The organism is Achromobacter seleniivolatilans (assembly GCF_030864005.1).
GTDB lineage: Bacteria > Pseudomonadota > Gammaproteobacteria > Burkholderiales > Burkholderiaceae_B > Achromobacter > Achromobacter seleniivolatilans.
The window spans coordinates 4,736,171-4,753,425 of sequence record NZ_CP132976.1 but is presented as its reverse complement, the minus strand read 5'-3'; the positions used below and the strand labels follow the sequence as shown (position 1 = coordinate 4,753,425).

15 protein-coding genes and 1 pseudogene are annotated in these 17,255 nt (G+C 62.7%); 7 read left to right on the top strand and 9 right to left on the bottom strand.

All coding sequences use genetic code 11. From position 1 onward, the window contains the following. Positions 1-154: 154 nt before the first annotated feature. Together RAS12_RS21390 and RAS12_RS21385 are read right to left on the bottom strand one after the other, a co-directional pair. The gene (locus tag RAS12_RS21390; protein ID WP_306939957.1) at positions 155-2,179 is read right to left on the bottom strand and encodes a TRAP transporter permease; all 2,025 of its coding nucleotides are present in this window, start codon (positions 2,177-2,179) and stop codon (positions 155-157) included. 121 nt (positions 2,180-2,300) lie between these two features. Next, a complete protein-coding gene (locus RAS12_RS21385) occupies positions 2,301-3,260 on the bottom strand; it encodes a TAXI family TRAP transporter solute-binding subunit (RefSeq protein WP_306939954.1) in 960 nt (319 codons plus the stop codon). 323 nt (positions 3,261-3,583) lie between these two features. Here RAS12_RS21385 and RAS12_RS21380 point away from each other — a divergent pair, with 323 nt between their 5' ends. Then, entirely contained in the window at positions 3,584-4,723 is a 1,140-nt protein-coding gene (locus RAS12_RS21380) for a DSD1 family PLP-dependent enzyme (RefSeq protein WP_306939952.1), read from the top strand. A 30-nt stretch (positions 4,724-4,753) separates the two neighbouring features. Here the strand turns inward: RAS12_RS21380 and RAS12_RS21375 are convergent, their stop codons facing one another. The 5 genes from RAS12_RS21375 to RAS12_RS21355 all read right to left on the bottom strand — a co-directional run bounded on the left by RAS12_RS21375 (position 4,754) and on the right by RAS12_RS21355 (position 8,833). Next, positions 4,754-5,491: an amino acid ABC transporter ATP-binding protein gene (locus tag RAS12_RS21375; RefSeq protein WP_306939950.1), complete on the bottom strand. Its 738-nt coding sequence runs from the start codon at positions 5,489-5,491 to the stop codon at positions 4,754-4,756. Beyond that, a complete protein-coding gene (locus RAS12_RS21370) occupies positions 5,472-6,128 on the bottom strand; it encodes an amino acid ABC transporter permease (protein WP_306939948.1) in 657 nt (218 codons plus the stop codon). Before RAS12_RS21370 ends, RAS12_RS21375 begins: the two co-directional genes overlap by 20 nt. Next, positions 6,125-6,793, bottom strand: coding sequence for an amino acid ABC transporter permease (locus tag RAS12_RS21365; protein ID WP_306939946.1), 669 nt, complete (start codon positions 6,791-6,793; stop codon positions 6,125-6,127). The genes RAS12_RS21370 and RAS12_RS21365 overlap by 4 nt, the downstream gene beginning before the upstream one ends. An 18-nt stretch (positions 6,794-6,811) precedes the next feature. Further along, complete coding sequence (locus RAS12_RS21360; protein WP_306939945.1) at positions 6,812-7,594, bottom strand: transporter substrate-binding domain-containing protein; 783 nt, start codon at positions 7,592-7,594, stop codon at positions 6,812-6,814. 273 nt (positions 7,595-7,867) lie between these two features. Then, positions 7,868-8,833 carry a Bug family tripartite tricarboxylate transporter substrate binding protein gene (locus RAS12_RS21355; protein ID WP_306939943.1) on the bottom strand — a complete coding sequence of 322 codons (966 nt, stop codon included), beginning with the start codon at positions 8,831-8,833 and terminating at the stop codon, positions 7,868-7,870. A 217-nt stretch (positions 8,834-9,050) separates the two neighbouring features. Here RAS12_RS21355 and RAS12_RS21350 point away from each other — a divergent pair, with 217 nt between their 5' ends. After that, positions 9,051-10,244, top strand: a complete 1,194-nt coding sequence (locus RAS12_RS21350) for an acetylornithine transaminase (RefSeq protein WP_306939941.1) — start codon at positions 9,051-9,053, stop codon at positions 10,242-10,244. 75 nt (positions 10,245-10,319) lie between these two features. Here RAS12_RS21350 and RAS12_RS21345 read toward each other — a convergent pair whose 3' ends face one another. Then, complete coding sequence (locus tag RAS12_RS21345; RefSeq protein ID WP_306939939.1) at positions 10,320-11,690, bottom strand: Fic family protein; 1,371 nt, start codon at positions 11,688-11,690, stop codon at positions 10,320-10,322. 380 nt (positions 11,691-12,070) lie between these two features. On the opposite strand from RAS12_RS21345, the gene RAS12_RS21340 reads away from it, so the two are divergent. Both RAS12_RS21340 and RAS12_RS21335 read left to right on the top strand, forming a co-directional pair. Next, positions 12,071-13,006, top strand: coding sequence for a Bug family tripartite tricarboxylate transporter substrate binding protein (locus RAS12_RS21340; RefSeq protein WP_228468369.1), 936 nt, complete (start codon positions 12,071-12,073; stop codon positions 13,004-13,006). Between the two features lie 22 nt (positions 13,007-13,028). Continuing rightward, positions 13,029-14,219: a M24 family metallopeptidase gene (locus tag RAS12_RS21335; protein ID WP_188589706.1), complete on the top strand. Its 1,191-nt coding sequence runs from the start codon at positions 13,029-13,031 to the stop codon at positions 14,217-14,219. Here RAS12_RS21335 and RAS12_RS21330 read toward each other — a convergent pair. Further along, complete coding sequence (locus RAS12_RS21330; RefSeq protein ID WP_088446514.1) at positions 14,212-15,177, bottom strand: LysR substrate-binding domain-containing protein; 966 nt, start codon at positions 15,175-15,177, stop codon at positions 14,212-14,214. The two genes, RAS12_RS21335 and RAS12_RS21330, sit on opposite strands and share 8 nt — an antisense overlap. 44 nt (positions 15,178-15,221) lie before the next feature. Between RAS12_RS21330 and RAS12_RS21325 the strand changes: the two genes are divergently transcribed. The 3 genes and pseudogenes from RAS12_RS21325 to argD form a co-directional block, all read left to right on the top strand. Continuing rightward, complete coding sequence (locus RAS12_RS21325; protein WP_306939932.1) at positions 15,222-15,791, top strand: GAF domain-containing protein; 570 nt, start codon at positions 15,222-15,224, stop codon at positions 15,789-15,791. A gap of 12 nt (positions 15,792-15,803) precedes the next feature. Beyond that, positions 15,804-16,772 carry a Bug family tripartite tricarboxylate transporter substrate binding protein gene (locus RAS12_RS21320; RefSeq protein ID WP_306939931.1) on the top strand — a complete coding sequence of 323 codons (969 nt, stop codon included), beginning with the start codon at positions 15,804-15,806 and terminating at the stop codon, positions 16,770-16,772. 139 nt (positions 16,773-16,911) lie between these two features. Further along, positions 16,912-17,034 (top strand): annotated as a pseudogene (gene argD, locus RAS12_RS21315) (acetylornithine transaminase); the annotation flags it as partial. Positions 17,035-17,255 lie beyond the last annotated feature (221 nt).

Sequence of the window (17,255 nt, the reverse complement as noted above, 5' to 3'; positions counted from 1 at the left end):
TAGCCGGGCAACCGGCGTAAAGGCGGATGTTGTATGTCGTCACCCTGCGGTCAGATGCTTACATTTTGCCGGTATTTTCTGCCAATATTGCAGACTGAATTAAAAAAAGGGGCGGACCTTGCTGGTCCGCCCCTTTTTCTTTCCGTACCGGGAGTCAGGCGGGCCTGGCCGCAGTCTCCAGCTTGAGCTGGGCCAGTTGCCGGACGAAAACCGGGATGCAGATGACCAGCCCGATCAGGCCGCTGGCCAAACCCGGGATGATCGTCAGCAAGGCGCCAACGGTGCACAGCCACCGTTCCCAGCTCTTCATGCCAACCAGCATGTAGCGCGAGAAGGCCGCAGACAGCAGTACCAGCCCGACCATGCAGCCGAATAACGTCACCCAGAAGTCGTACCAGGTAAAGCCTTGCACCGAGATCAGCAGCGATGGCGAAAACACAAAGACAAAGGGCACGATCAGCTTGGTGATGCCCAGCCTGAACGCGGTGTTGCCGGTTTTGAATGGATCGCTGCCCGCCATGCCCGCCGCCGCATAAGCCGCCAGCGCTACCGGTGGCGTGATGTCCGCCAAAATGCCGAAATAGAACACGAAGAAGTGCGCCGCAATCGGTTGAACGCCCAGCTGGACCAGCGTGGGGGCGGCCACCGCCACCATGATCAGGTAGTTTGCAGTGGTGGGCACGCCGCAGCCCATCAGGATGCAGACGATACCCGTCATGATCAGTGCAGCAAGCAGCGTCAGCGTCTGCATGTTGGCCAGCGCGTCAGGAATGACCATGGCCGCGCCGCTTGCCAGCACCTGCGAGGCCGAGATCACGATGTACGAGATCTTGAAACCCACGCCCGTCAACGTCACGACCCCAATCACGATGCCGACCGCGCCCGCTGCCGCACCCACCGCCAGCGCGTATTTGGCGCCGGTTTCGAACGCTTCGTAAAGATCGCGCCAGCGCAACCGCTGATACGGATTCAGCAGCCCCACCAGAATGCAGCCCGAAATGCCCGCAAACGCCGCCAGGTACGGCGTGCGTCCGCTAGCCAGCACCCCAACCAGCAGGAACAGCGGAATCAACGTGGGCCAGCGCATCTTGAACGACTGCTTGAGCTTGGGCATTTCTTCGGCCGTCAGGCCGCGCAGGCCTTCGCGCTTGGCCTCAAAGTGCACCTGCATGAACATGCCGAAGAAATACAGAAACGCCGGGAAGATGCCCGCAATGGCGATCTGCTGGTAGGGAATGCCCAGAAACTCAATCATCAGGAACGCGGCCGCGCCCATGATGGGGGGCGTGATCTGTCCGCCAGTGCTGCTGGCCGCTTCCACGCCTGCGGCAAAGTGGCGCGGATAGCCGACCCGGATCATGGCGGGGATGGTCAGGGAACCCACCGTCACGGCGTTCGCCACTGACGAACCGGACAGCATGCCGAACATCGCGGAGCCAAACACCGACACCTTGGCCGGGCCGCCCGCATAGCGTCCGGCAACAGTAGAGGCCACATCCAGGAACAGCTGGCCCAGACCGATGCGGGTGGCCAGCACGCCGAACAGCACAAAGTGGAACACGTAGGTCGCCACCACGCCGACCGCCACGCCATACACGCCCTGACTGGTCAGGTACATGTGGTTGACGATCTGCGGCCAGGTGTTGCCCGCGTGTTTGAGCAGACCCGGAAAGTACGGCCCGAACATCGCATAAACCATGAAGACAATCGCGATGATGGGCAGCGGCCAGCCCATGGCGCGCCGCGTGGCTTCCAGCAGGCCGATCAGCAGGATCGACCCCATGAAGACATCCATTGGCATCGGATTGCCGACGCGGAACGCCAGGTCTTCAAAAATATAGGGGATGTACAGCACCGACAGCGATAACGCGACGGCGATGATCCAGTCGTATAAAGGGATGCCGCCCGGCGCGTACCAGGTGGACTTGGGCTCGCGCTGGTAGTGCGACTTTGAAAAGCCGAACACCAGAAAGATCAGGCTCAACACAAAGGCCAGATGCACGCCACGGTGCGTGGCTTCGCGCAGCAGGCCAAAACCTGCCGTGTAGTAATGAAACAGCGACAGCGTGACGAGCAGGCCCGACACGATCCAGGTGGCCGTCTTGTCCAGCGGCCGGAAGCGGATTTCGGAATCGTACTTTTCCGCCAGCTTCTGGGTTTTCTCGTGATCTATTTCCATCGCCGTTTTTCTCAGGATGATGCCGCGAACAGGGCCGCTGATAGCGGCCCTGCTCAAGCGCGGCGCAGGTATCTGCGCTGCCTGACTTCTTTGGACGAGGCGCCGCAGGCGCTTCGGTGGCCTACTTCAGCAGGCCGATTTCCTTGTAGAACTTCTCGGCGCCCGGATGGAACGGGATGCCCGCGCCCTTGACGGCGTTGTCGCGGGTAATCAGCTTGCCCTTGGCGTGGCCTGAGTCCAACGTCTTGCGCGTGGCATCGCTGTACAGCGCCTTGGTGACGTCGTAGACGGTTTGCTCGGGGATCTTGGCCGACGTAACCATCTGCGCGTTGACCGAGATGGTCTTCACTTCGGGCAGGTTCTGATACGTATTTGCCGCGATGACGTCAGGCGTGAAGAACTCTTGCTTGGCACGCAACGCGTCGATCTCGGGGCCGACGAGCGACACCAGTTCGATGTTGCCGGTAGAGGCCAGCTCGGCGATAGCGCCGGCCGGCGCGCCGCCCACAAAGAAGAACGCGTCCAGCCCGCCGTCCTTCAGTTTGTCGCCCGCCTGGTTGGGCTTGAGGTATTCCGCCTTGATGTCCTTGTCGGTCATGCCATAGGCGCCCAGGATCAGGCGCACGTCGACCAGCGTGCCGGAGCCCGGCTCATCCATCGATACGCGCTTGCCCTTCAGGTCTGCCACGCTCTTGATGCCCGATCCTTTGCGAGCCACCAGATGGATGCTCTCGGGATACAGGGTGGAGATCAGGCGCAGATCCTGCGCCTTGGGTTTGCCTTCAAAGGTGCCGGTGCCGCTATAGGCCCAGTACGCCACGTCAGATTGCGTGAAACCCGCTTCGAATGAACCGCCGACGATGCCGTTGATGTTGGCGACCGACCCGTTGGATGCCACGGCCGTGGCAATCAGCTTGCCGGGTTGGGACACGGCGTTGCCGATGATGCCGCCGATCGGGTAGTAGGTGCCGGCGGTACCGCCCGTGCCGATGCGGAAGAACTGCTGTGCCTGCGCGGTACCCACGGTGCCAACCGCTGCGACCGCGACGGTCAGGGCGGTAATCCAGTTCTTGAGTTTCATGCGAGCTTCTCCGGGTCTTGTTGATGGGTCTTGTTGACGGGGATTGATATGCAGGAATTCAACAGGTATTGTTCAAAACGCCTTTTGCCGCCGGGCCGTCCCAAGGCAAAAGCGCCCCCTTGGGGGGCAGGAAGCCCGCAAAGCGGGCGCGCCGTGGGGGCCTCTTTTCTATGATGAAATTCTGTCATGTAGGGCGGGCGTAGCCAATGGTTACGGCGCTATCGTTTACCTGGGGGTGAAACCCCTCTTTGGTTATGGTTGGTCGCGCTTTAGTTATGGCGTGCAGTGTTATCCCATGCGGTGCAGATAACGGAGTTTCCAAGATGTCCCAGGAAGTCATACGCGGCATAGCGCTGCCGCCCGCCGCGCAACCCGGCGATCCATTGGCCCGCGTCGACACGCCCAGTCTGGTGCTGGACTTGACGGCATTCGACGCCAATCTGCGCGCGATGCAAGCCTGGGCCGATCGCCACGACGTAGCGCTGCGTCCGCATGCCAAGGCGCACAAGTGTCCGGCAATCGCGCTGCGCCAATTGGAGCTAGGCGCGCGCGGCATCTGTTGCCAGAAAGTCAGTGAAGCCCTGCCCTTCGTGGCGGCGGGCATCAACGACATACACATCAGCAACGAAGTAGTCGGACCCGCAAAACTCGCGTTGCTGGGCCAATTGGCGCGTGTCGCAAAGATGAGCGTGTGCGTGGACAACGCGCACAACCTGGCGCAGCTGTCGCAAGCCATGACGCAGGCGCAAGCGCAGATCGATGTGCTGATCGAAGTGGATGTCGGCCAAGGCCGCTGCGGGGTGTCAGACGACGCGCTGGTGCTGGCTTTGGCGCAGCAAGCGCGTGACCTGCCTGGCGTCAATTTTGTGGGCTTGCAGGCGTATCACGGTTCAGTGCAGCATTTCCGCACGCGCGAGGAGCGCGCTCAGGTTTGCCGTCAGGCCGCGCGCATCGCGGCATCGTATGCGCAACTGCTGCGTGAAAGCGGCATTGCGTGCGATGTCATTACCGGCGGCGGCACGGGCAGCGCGGAATTCGACGCCGCAAGCGGCGTGTACACCGAATTGCAGGCAGGTTCATACGCCTTCATGGATGGCGACTACGGCGCCAATGAATGGAATGGTCCGCTCAAGTTTCAGAACAGCCTGTTCGTGCTGTCCACGGTAATGAGCACGCCCGCAGCGGATCGAGTGATTCTGGATGCCGGCCTGAAATCCACCACCGCTGAATGCGGCCCGCCTGCGATCTACGGCGCGCCCGGACTGACCTATTCGGCCATCAATGACGAGCACGGCGTGGTGCGGGTTGCACCGGATGCGCAAGCGCCAGCGCTGGGCGACGTATTGCGTCTGGTGCCTTCGCACGTGGACCCCACGTTCAACCTGCATGACGGGCTGGTCGTCGTGCAGGACGGGGTGGTGCAGGACGTGTGGGAAATTTCGGCACGCGGATTCTCGCGTTAAGTTTGGCCGGCCGCATCAACCTGCCGCCGCTTAGGGCGCCAGGTTGGTCATCCCCAGGAATTGCCGCAGTTCCGGCGTGGCCGGCGCCGCGAACAATTCCTCGGGGGGACCGATTTCATGCACACGGCCCTGATGCATGAACACCACTCGGTCGCACACTTCTCGCGCAAAGCGCATCTCGTGCGTGACCATCAGCAAGGTCATGCCGTCGGCCGCCAATTCACGCACCACTGACAACACCTCGTTGACCAGTTCCGGGTCCAGCGCCGATGTGATCTCATCGCACAACAAGGCCAGCGGCTGCATGGCCAGCGCGCGCGCAATGGCTACCCGCTGCTGCTGCCCGCCCGACAGCTCTTCGGGCCACGCATCAAATTTATGCGCCAGCCCCACACGGGTCAGCATGGCGCGCGCCATGTCGGCGGCTTCTGCTTCAGGCATGCGCTTGGCCACCATGGGCGACAGCATCACGTTGCGCCCCACGGTCAGGTGCGGGAACAGATTGAACTGCTGAAAGATCATGCCGACTTTAAGCCGCAACGCACGCAGCCGCAGCTCATCGTCGCCCAGTTGCGCATCGGCCACCATGATGGCGCCGCTGTCGATTTGCTCCAGCCCATTCACGCAACGCAATAGCGTGCTCTTACCCGAACCGCTCTTGCCGATGATGGCAATGACCTCACCGGGTTCAACGCGCAGCGTCACTCCCTTCAGGACTTCGTTGTCACCGAATTTCTTGCGTACGTCTTCAAGGGCGATGAGGGGCATGCAACTTCCTTTCCAGCCGGAGGCTGAGGCGCGACAGGGGCCAGCACAGCGCGAAGTAAATGAGCGCGGCGCAGGCATAGACGGTGAATGGGCTGAAGGTGGCGTTCGTGATGACGGTGCTGGCTTTGGACAGCTCCGTGAATCCGATGATGGATGTCAGCGCAGTGCTCTTGACGATCTGCACCGCGAAGCCGACCGTCGGCGCAATGGCAATGCGCAGCGCTTGCGGCATCACCACATAACGCATCTGCTGCATGTACCCCAGCGCCAGGCTGGCCGACGCCTCCCATTGGCCCTTGGGAATGGCTTCCACGCAACCGCGCCAGATCTCGGCCAGGAACGCGCCCGACCATAAGGTGAGCGCAGCGCCCGCAGCCAGCCACGGCGGCACTTCCACACCCAGCAGAGACAAACCAAAGAACGCCAGGAACAGCTGCATCAATAGCGGCGTGCCCTGGAACAGTTCGATATAAGCCCAGCTGACGCGCCGCATCACTGCGACGCGGGAGGTACGCATCATCAGCGCCAGCACGCCCATCAGCGCGCCGCCGGCAAATGCCACCAGCGACAACACTACCGTCCAACGCGCGGCCAGCAGCAGATTGCGGACGATGTCCCAGGTTGAGAATTCAATCATCGCGCCGCCTTGCGGAACAAGCGCCGCCCCGTCATACGCAGCAACTGGCGCAGCAACAGTGCCAGCGCCAGATAGATTCCGGTCGTGATCAGATAGACCTCAAACGCGCGGAAATTGCGCGACTGAATAAAGTTGGCGGCAAAGGTCAGGTCTTCGGCTGCGATCTGCGAGCACACTGCCGACCCCAGCATCACAATGACGATCTGCGATGACAGCGCTGGCCAGATCCGCATCAACGCGGGTTTCAGCACCACGTGCCGGAACACCTGAAAGCGCGTCATCGCCAGGCTGGCTCCCGCTTCGTATTGACCCTTGGGTGTTGCGCTGATGCCAGCGCGGATGATCTCGGTGCTGTAGGCCCCCAGGTTCAAGGCCATGGCCAGGCAGGCCGCCTGCATCTCGCCCAGCTGTATGCCTAGTGACGGCAAGCCGAAAAAAACAAAGAACAGCTGGATCAGGAATGGCGTGTTGCGTATGACCTCGACATAGGCCGAGACCGGCGCGCGCAGCCAGACCGGCCCTTGCGTGCGCACCCAGGCGCAAGCGATGCCAAGCGCCACGCCCGCCACGGCGCCGAACGCGATGAGTTCGACTGTGACGCCGATGCCCTTGATAAGCACCGGTGTGTAGTCGAACACCGAACCAAAGTCGTATTGGTAAGCCATGATGGCCGCCCGCTGGACTTAGAGATCCTTGGGCAGCTCGGCGCCCAGCCATTTCTGCGAAATCGCCGACAGAGAGCCGTCGCGTTTGGCGGCCGCCAGAATATCGTTGACCTTGGCGCGCAGCTTGGGCTCGTCCTTGTTCAAACCGATGTAGCAAGGCGAATTCTTGATCAGGAATTTCGTTTCCGGCTTCTTGGGCGGATTGCGCGCCAGGATGGCGGCCGCGACCACGTTGCCCGTCGCAATCATCGGCACCTGACCCGACAGGAAGGCGGTGATGGTGCCGTTGTTGTCCTCGTAGCGCTTAAGCGTCGCGGATTCGGGGGCAATCTTGGACAGTTCGATGTCTTCTACCGCGCCGCGCGTGACGCCGATGGTCTTGCCAGCCAGGTCGGCAGCAGACGACACCTTCAGGTCCGCCGGGCCGAATACGCCGTTGAAGAACGGCGCATACGCGTCCGAGAAGTCGATGGCTTTTTCGCGTTCAGCGTTCTTGCCCAGGCTGGAAATCACCAGATCCACTTTGCGGGTCTGCAAATACGGCACGCGGTTGGCGCTGGTGACGGGCACCAACTCCAACTTCACCCCCAACTGCTTGGCGATCAACTGCGCGGTGTCAATGTCATAACCCAGCGGCTTCATGTCCGAACCCACCGAGCCGAACGGCGGGAAATCCTGCGGCACGGCAATCTTGATGACGCCCGCTTTGACGATATCGTCCACCGTGTCGGCATGCGTCAGCGGCGCGGCCAGCAGGCTGGCGGCGGTGCAAAGGGACAACAACAGGGTTCTACGGTTCATGAGGAACTCTCCAGGACGCGCATTGCCCGGTCGGGCCAATGCGTTGCACACCAACTCGGTATACAAAATAGTCAAAGCAAGTTCCATGCCATCGGGCGTCCGCGCGGGCGCCCTGGCGTCACCTTCTGGGGCCGCCCTTTGCTGGTGCAACTACGCGCCAGCGCGGCGCGTCAGCCGCACCGAAAATGGGCAGATATCCGTCCCTGAAAAAGAAAACCCGCCCTGGCAGTTATCCAGGGCGGGTTGGGGTAATCAGAGGCCAGCCAGGACCGGTCAGTCCACCTGTGCGCCCGATTGCTTGACGGCGCGGCCCCACTTATCGACTTCGGTGGCGATGAACGCGCCAGTGGCTTCCGGCGTCAACGGCATCGGTTCCGCCCCGCGATCGCGCAGGAATTTCTGCATCTCAGGCGTGTTCAGCGCCTGTCCGATCTGTTTGCTCAGATAAGCGGTAACCGCCGGCGGCGTGTCGCGCGGCGCCAGCACGGCGGCCCAACCAATCGCCTCAAAACCCGGATAACCCGATTCCGCCACCGTCGGCACATCCGGCAATTGCGGCAGGCGCTTGGCGGTAGTCACCGCCAACGCTACGGCCTTCTTGTTCTGCACATGCGGCAGACCGGCAGTCACGGAGTCCACCATCAGCGGCACCTGATGACCCAGGAAATCCGCCTGGGCCGGACCGCTGCCCTTGTACGGAATGTGGCGGATATCAATGTTGGCGGCCGCCTTGAACATCTCAGCGGACAGATGTTGCGTGCCGCCGATGCCTGCGCTGGCGTAGGCCAGTTCACCCGGGTTGGCACGCGCCTGCGTCACCAGCTGCTTGAGCGAGGTGATGCCCGAGGCCGGCGTGGCCAGGAACATCAGCGGCACCGAGAACACGCCCGACACCGGCGCGAAATCTTTGGTCAGGCTGTAATTGATGGTCTTGTACAGCGTCTGGTTGACGGCAGATGCGCTACCGGCGATGACCAGCGTGTAGCCGTCAGGCGTGGCACGAGCAGCCTGCTCCATGCCGATATTGCTGCCAGCGCCCGCGCGGTTTTCCACCACGATGGGCTGCTTGACAGCTGCGCCCAGCTTTTCAGCCAGCGCGCGGGCAAAGATGTCGGTGGCCTGTCCGGGCGGGAACGGCACGATCAGGCGGATGGGGCGTTCGGGGTACTCGGCATGTGCCGGTGCGCCGGCCGCCGCCAGCGCCAGGCCGGCGGCAAGACTGGAAAGAATACGTTTCATGATTGGTCAGTAAAAAGCGACAACGGGCTGCGCGCGGAGGGCGCGCCACTTGCATAAAATAGAGCGCTCGCGCTGGCGGCCCTTTTGAGGCGGCCAGGGGCGGATCGGCGGGGGGTGCGTCACAATAGCATCCCTCTGTCGGTGCTACATTTGCGTTTTCGCGTTTCCCCCTAGAAGTTTCCTTCACCCGCAGTCCTTTTATTCCGCAGGAACCGCCATGGAATTCAGCCAGTTCAACGTCAACACCCTCATGGAGATCACCTCCCGCCCGGACCTCGTGTTCGTCAGCGGCAAGGGGTCCTGGCTGGAGGATCACGCGGGCAAGCGATATCTGGACTTCGTCCAAGGCTGGGCGGTGAACACCCTGGGCCACTCCGCCCCGGAAATGCAGCGCGCGCTGGTCGAACAATCGCAAAAGTTGATGAACCCGTCGCCGGCGTTCTACAACATCCCCTCGATCGAGCTGGCCCAACGCCTGACCGGCGCATCCTGCTTTGACCGCGTCTTCTTCGCCAACAGCGGCGGCGAAGCCAACGAAGGCGCCATCAAGTTGGCGCGCAAATGGGGCCAGGTCAAGAAGAACGGCGCCTACAAGATCATCACGATGAACCACGGCTTCCACGGCCGCACGCTGGCCACGATGTCCGCATCGGGCAAGCCGGGCTGGGACAAGATGTTTGCCCCGCAAGTGGAAGGCTTCCCCAAGGCCGAACTGAACGACCTGGAATCGGTGAAGAAGCTGATCGACGACAAAACCGTCGCCATCATGCTGGAACCGGTGCAAGGCGAAGGCGGCGTGATCCCCGCCACCAAGGAATTCATGCAAGGCCTGCGCCGCCTGGCCGACGAGAACCAGCTGCTGCTGATCGTCGACGAAGTGCAAACCGGCATGGGCCGCACGGGCAAGATGTTCGCCTACCAGCACTCGGACGTCATCCCCGACATCATGACGCTCGCCAAGGGCATCGGCGGCGGCGTGCCGCTGGCCGCGCTGCTGGCGCGCCAGGACGCATGCGTGTTCACGCACGGCGACCAGGGCGGCACGTACAACGGCAACCCGCTAACCACCGCCGTGGGCGTGGCCGTGTTCGATGCGCTGGCCGCTCCGGGCTTCATGGACGCCGTCAACGCGCGTTCCAAGCAACTGTCCGAAGGCCTCTTGGCGCTGTCGGCCAAGTACGGCATGAAGGGCGAACGCGGCCAGGGTCTGCTGCGCGCATTGATCATGGATCGCGACGACGGCCCGGCGATTGTTGAAGCCGCACGTAATCAAAACCCGCAAGGCCTGTTGCTGAACGCACCGCGCCCCAACCTGCTGCGCTTCATGCCTGCGCTGAATGTGACGGCTGAAGAGATCGATTTGATGCTGACGCAACTGGATGCGCTGATTGCGCAGGTGCGTAAGGCTTGATTTGATTCGATCGGTAGTCTGTTGAAAAGAAGCTGCGGTGTGAACCGCAGCTTTTTTTTTATTAATCAGGCGACGCTACTGCGGCCGTCCTGCCTCAAGCCACTCTTGCACTTGTTCCATCGGCAGCCGGTACCGGGCGCAGTTGTACAGATCCAGCAAGAGCAGTTCCTCTGCCAACATCGGACGCAACACATGCGCATCGTCCTCCGATAGGGCCAGCGCCGCTACCGCCGCATCGGCCGTCTGCCGTGCGCGCACCACCCGACTGATCGCTTCGTTCAGTTTTTCCCGGAAGCGCAGGCGAATGGGATCCGGCACACCCGCCGCGTCGAGCTGGATGGTGTACTTTCGGATCGAGCGACGATAGGACCACGCGAACAGGTCCACCGCCAGCGTCACATCGCCGCGTTCGTAGACGCCCATCATGGCGTAGGCATAGTCTTGCGCCTCCACGTCCAGAAATGACAGGGGCGCGCAGTTGTAGAGCATCAGCGGAATGTTGGCCGACAGACGGCTCGCGCGCTTGTTGCCGTCTTCGAATGGCTGCAGATAGGCAATGTTCACCCAGAGAAAGAATGCCGCTTCCACGGGGTTCTTGATCAGCCGCGCTTTCTCCACGATGTGATCGAAAATTTCCTGCAGCAGCGCGGGCGCCTGGATGGGCAGATAGGTCGTGCCGCCGATGTTGATCACGGTCTGGCGGATATGACCCAGGCTTTTGGTGTTGGGCAACAGGTGCTGCATCAGGATCGCGTGGAGGTTGCCGATGACCGCGGGCGTGAGTCCATGCATGGGCACGGCATCAATCATGAACTCGATGGCGGCCTTGTGGTTAAGCAGCATGACCGCGTCCAGATCCGTTCCCGCCGCGCCGCGCTTGAAGAGTTCTTGTGTGGCCAACAGCGAATACCGATTGCCTTCTAACCGCGAAGACGACCAAGACAGATCCAGCAACAGCGGTTCCAGCACGCGGCGCGCGTAAGTGCCGGCAGGTTGCTGGCCTTGCATGCGCCCTTCGTCGGCCAAGGTCTGGGCCAAAGCAGGAGGCAAAAGGGAGCTCTGGTTCGGGACGTAGGTGTCCACGAAGCTGCGCTGATAGCCCACCGGTGCGCGCGATGCTAGCGGTTGCCGAAGTTTGGCCAGCAATTCCGCCCCCTGTTCGGACCAGATCATTGCGCCGATGTCAGGCGTCGGTTCCGCCAGCCGCGTGGCGACGTGGGTCGTGGCGGATGCCCAGGCGGGAGCCTTGTCTGTGACCCGGTAACGCGTTGCCCGGCCTTGCCCTTCGCGCAGCACCAGGCCAGCTTTGCGCAGCGCGTCCAGCTGGCGCTTCACCGTGGACCAGCTGGCACCGGTTCGGTAGGCCAATTCGCTGGAACTCAGCCAGGGCAGATTTTCCTGACATTGGGCGCGGAGCAGCTGAAGGAGGTGATCGCGGGTGGTCATGGGGCGTTGGCGGCGACTGAATCAGCTCAATTTATCAGGAATCAGCTCAATACTGAGCTGATTCCGAAACGGATTGAGCTGAAACGGTCTGATTCTGAGCTGATTTCGGCCTAACCCGCAGGGCGCATCGCCTGATGCCCCATCGGTCGCCTTCAAGCCTGCCATGGTTGCCGCTATGCCGATCACGGTGTCCCATCATGCCAAAACGCTTATGGAAACCTCAGGTTTATTCATTGGGCTGACATGCCCGATCTCCCCATAATCCTCTCGCAGGCTTCAAAAGCCGCCGTCCATTCGCGACGCATTTGATGATTCATGGGGATGACATGTTGAGGACAGTACCGGGACGTACTCGCTGCGTAGCAGCAGGGATCGCGCTCTTGCTTTTCGCAGGCGTCAGTGCAGGCGCCGCCGCCGATTATCCGGACAAGCCCATCAAGCTGGTCGTGCCGCAGGCCGCCGGCGGCGGCACGGATGTGATCGGCCGCTTGTGGGCGGACTACCTTGCACGGCAGCTCAAGACGCCGGTGGTTGTTGAGAACCGGCCGGGCGCCAACGGCATCCTGGCATCCAGCTACGTCGCCAAACAGCCGGCCGACGGGTACACGGTGCTGGTCAGCGGGGTGTCGTACCTGGCCTTCAACCCGCATATGTACAAGAACATGCCGTATGAGCCGGCGCGGGATTTCGACGGCGTCAGCCTCTTGGTGAATACGCCCTTCTTGCTGGTCGCCGGCACGCAGACGGGTATCCGGTCGTTGGACGAACTGGTCGCCCGCGCCAAGGCCGAACCCGAGTCGCTGAATTTCGCGTCGGCGGGCAAGGGCAATTCCACGCATCTGGTCGTGGAGATGCTGGCGCAGAAGACGGGCATGAAGCTCACGCATGTTCCGTACAACGGCGCGGCCGCCGGGCTGACCAGCGTGATGGCCAACCAGACCCAGGTGATGGCCGACGTGCTGAACACGGGCGCCGTGCAGGCCAACGCGGGCAAGGTGGTGCCCTTGGCCGTGGTGGGCAACAAGCGCGCGGCCAGCGTGCCGGACGTGCCCACGCTGGCCGAACTGGGCTTCAAGGATTTTCCGATGCCGGGCTGGTATGCGCTGGTGGCGCCCAAGGGCACGCCGCCGCAGGCCATTGCGCGCCTCAACGCCGAGACCCGGCGCTTCTTCGACGATCCCGCGGTCAAGGCGCGTCTGCAGGAGCTTCAGCTTGAGCCCCTGCCCTCGTCGCCCGAGACCGTAGCTGAATGGACCGCGCGCGATAGCGCCACCTGGGGCCCGCTGATTCGCCAACTGGGCCTGAGCAACGACTGACCACCACGACAAAGGACACACCATGCCCAAACTCACCCAGGCTGTCTGGCAATACCGGTTCGACAAGATGACGTCCATGATGGACGAGCTGGCCGTCGATGCCGTCATCTTCACGTCGGCGGACTTCTTCCAGTTCGCCACCAATTTCCACACCGACGTCTTGCCCTGGGAACGGCCGATCTTTGCCGTCGTGCCCCGCAACGGCACGCCCTTCCTGGTGATGAACGAGCTGTCCACACATCACATGCAGTTCTCGCAGGAACAGGGCAAGGTCTGGATCACCGACATCAGCTACTACGCCGAGCATCCGCGCGTGCAGAACCGGCTGCCGTTGATTACGCAATTGCCCGAGGTGCTGGCGGCCAGGTTGAAGGCGGCAGGCCTGGCGCGGTCGCGCATCGCTGTCGAAGGCGGCAGCCCGGTGCTGGCGCAGTTGGCGCGCTTCTTGCCCGACGTCGTCTTGCGCAACGCCACACCCGAGTGCCGCGCCTTGCGTTGGCAGAAGCACGACGAAGAGCTTGCCGTGATGGCGGCCGCCGCGTCCATCTCCGATTGGATTCAGGACCGCTACCGCGAGAACATCCGGCCCGGCCGGCTGGTGCAGGAACTGGACTTCGCCATGGCGTCGCTGTTCGTGCAAGAGGCCGCCGAGCGCTTTCCGGGCGAGCACTTCGAGGTGATCCGCTGCTGGACCCTGAGCGGCCCCGCGTCGGCCTCGCCGCATGGCGATGGCGCGTCATGCGGCGCGCGAATCCAGGAAGGCGACGTGCTGGTGAACATCGTCATTCCGCGCTTGAACGGCCTGACGATCGAGAACGAGCGCACCTGGTTCTGCGGCACGCCCTCGGCCGAACAGGTGCGGCTGTGGTCCGCGGCCAAGGCGGCCAACGAGGCGGCCATCGCCGCCGCCCGCACGGGCAACCCCGTCTGCGCGATCGACGCGGCCGCGCAGGCCGAGATCGAGAAGGCCGGGTACGCGGACTTCATCCGCCATCGCACCGGGCATGCCGTGGGCATCATTCACCACGAGTACCCGGAAGACATGGCCTTCAACCAACGCCCCTTGCTGGACAACGAGGTGTATTCGGCCGAGCCGGGCATTTACGCTTACGGTATCGGCGGCTTCCGTCTGGACGACACGGTCGTGGTCGGAAGCACGCCACGCGTGCTGACCCACACGCCCAAGACGCTGGAGTACGCGACCGTCAAGTAGCCGCGTCGCTGGCGGCGCTGCCCTGGGAGGTGCGCTGCGCCTCCTGGCGCAGCGTTTCACGCAAGGCCGGCAGCACGATGCTGGGCGAGTCGGCCGCCCACAACATGCCGATGGGGCCGAACTCCAGGCGGGACGGCGCGCGCACGATGCTGATCAGGGCAAGCCGTTCGTACATGTGCGCAACAGAGCTGGCCAAGGTGGCGATGTAGTCGCGGTCTTGCAGCATCGACAACAGCGCAACGAGCGAACTGGTCTCGACGGATGGCTTCGGGGGCGGCATGCCCGCATCCACCACGGCCTGATCCAGCCGCGCGCGCGACAACGTGCCCAGCGGCGGCAAGATCCACGGATAACGCTGGGCGTCCTCCCAGGAGGGCGCATCCAGCTCCGCCAGCGGATGCCCGCGCCGGGCCACCACGCTGAAGGTGTCGGTCATCAGCCATTCGGTGCACAGGCCGGAGCGGCTGGCGCGCACGTCCAGCGGCCCGATGATGAGGTCGATCTCGCGGCGTTCCACGCGTTCAATCAGCGGTTCAAGCAGGCCCTCGACCAGTTCGATCTGCACATTGGGCGAACGCTGGTGCAGCGCGGCGATGGCGCGTGGCAGTAACACCGGCGCCGCGGAAAGAATGGTGCCGATATGCAGATGGCCGGCCACCCCGCCCTTGACCGCTTCGATCTCCTCGCCGGTGCGCGCAGTGTCGCCCAGCACGCGGCACGCGTAGCGCCAAAGCGCCCGCCCGGCTTCCGTCAGTTCAAGCGACCGGCCGCGCAGGAACAGCGGCGTGCCGACCAGGTCTTCCATGTCGCTCAGCCAGTGCGAGAGCGCGGGCTGCGTCATGTGCATGGCTTTGGCGGCGCCGGTAACGCTGCGCGCGGTTTCCAGGGCGGCCAGCACCTGCAAGTGCCGAAGCTTGAGCCGGCGGGTCCAGGGCGGGTCGATCGAGGTGGCGTCCATGCGGAAATGGTAATGGATCTCTCAGGTTTATTCATTAGCCTCGTATGGCCATTGGCAGCCAAAATGCCTTTCCCGATAGACGAGGGCAAGCGGTGACGAACGCAACAGAAAACATGGCCCAGACGCGGGCGATAAGCGACATGGCGCAGGCCCTGGCCACCGCGCCCCAACCCGAATGCGGACTGCAGGCGCTTGCCCGCGCGCTGGCCGCGCGGATCGGCTATCGGCTGTTCACGGTATTGGTGCTGGATCGAGAGGCAGAGCAGAGCCGGCGGTATTTCTCAAGCCAGCCCGAGGCCTACCCGCCAGGCGGCGCCAAGCCCATCCGCGAAAACAGCGAGTTCTACGCCACGGTCGTGCTTGAAGGAAAAGCGCGAATCTGCGTCGACCGCGCGGAATGCGCGCGCGCATTTCCAGACCATGAACTCATCCATTCACTCGGCTGCGAGAGCGCCGTGAACGTGCCGGTCCGATGGGACGGCCAAACGATCGCATCGCTGAACCTGCTGCACGAGGCCGGCTGGTACCGCCAGGACATGCTGCCGGAACTGAGCGGGTACGCCGCGATGGCCATTCCCATCATTCAAAAGATCATTCATACCACCCGCCCGTAGGGAGAGAAAACGATGACACGCCTTTGCTCCGCTATCACCGCATTGCTGCTGTCGGTGGGACTGACGCCGGCTCATGCCGCAGACGCCTACCCCGCCAAACCGATCACGATCATCTACCCCTACGCGCCGGGATCGGCGTCCGACACGATGACCCGCCTGTTGGCAGAAGCCATGTCCAAGCGCCTGGGGCAACCCGTGATCGTCGACGGCAAACCCGGCGCGGGCGGCTCGATCGCCACCGAGCACGTCGTGCGCGCCGCACCCGACGGCTATACGCTGCTGCTCAGCGCAAGCGGCACCATCGCCGTCAATCCGCACATCTACAAGCTGCGCTACAACCCCGTCGAGGACCTGGCGCAGATCTCGATCGCCGTGGAAGTCCCGTTCGTATTTGTCGTGGGCAAGCAGTTTCCGGCGCAGGATTACGCGGCGTTCAAGGCGTTAAGCAGCACGAAACCCGGCGGCCTGAGTTCGGCGAATGCGGGGCTTGGCACCCAGGCGCACCTGACGCAGGCGGCCTTCGCCAAGCTGGCGGGGGTGAACCTGAGCATCCTGGGCTACAAGGGGGCCGCGCCCGCCGTCAATGATATTTTGGGCGGGCACGTGGATTCCATGATGGACAACGCCGCCTCGCAAATCCCGTACGTCACGTCGGGCAAGACGACCGCGTTGTTCGTCACCAGCGATTATCGGTTTGATGGGTATCCGCAAGTGCCTACCGCGAAGGAGCTGGGCATCCCGGGGTTGGTTCCGACCGGATGGTTTGGTCTGGCTGCGCCCAAGGACACACCGCCTGCGGTCGTTGAAAAGATACAGGGGGCGGCGGTTGCGAGCCTTAAGGATGCCGAGATGCAGCGCAAGCTCAAGGAACTGGGCTGGGTGATCGTGGGGAATACGTCGCAGCAGGCCACTGAACGGGCGCGCACGGACTATGAGCTTCTGGGGAAGGTGGCTCGGGATATTGAATTGAAGCCGAATTGAGTGGTCGGGGGCAGCGCCCCGCCTTACGTTCTGATTCGGCCTTGCGAACGCTAACTGGATCGCGATAGGTGACCGTGAGAGTGCCATAATGAAAATTCACCGGCCGATGCTTCGGAATTCTAGTCTGACATCTTATTCGGTGGAAGCTGCGCGGAATCTGGCTCTGGCTGGGTTGCTGCTGAATGCACCTCGGCCGAATTTGCCGCGCTTTATGCCGGCGTTGAATGTGACGGTTGAAGAGATCGTGACGATGCTGGGGTAGTCAGATGGGTTGATTGCGCAGGTGCGTAAGGCGTAATTCGCCTCGGTAGAAAGTAATAAGGGCCGCAGCGGCCTTGTTACAGATCTGGCGTCAGTGCATCTATAGTTCAGGAAGTGAGTAAAGGGGTAAGCGGCCGGCGGCATGGCGCACGTCCGACACGAGTTTCCTGGTCTACCCGTTAACCATCAACGCCAGACTTCGAGCAGGCGCTCGAACCGTTC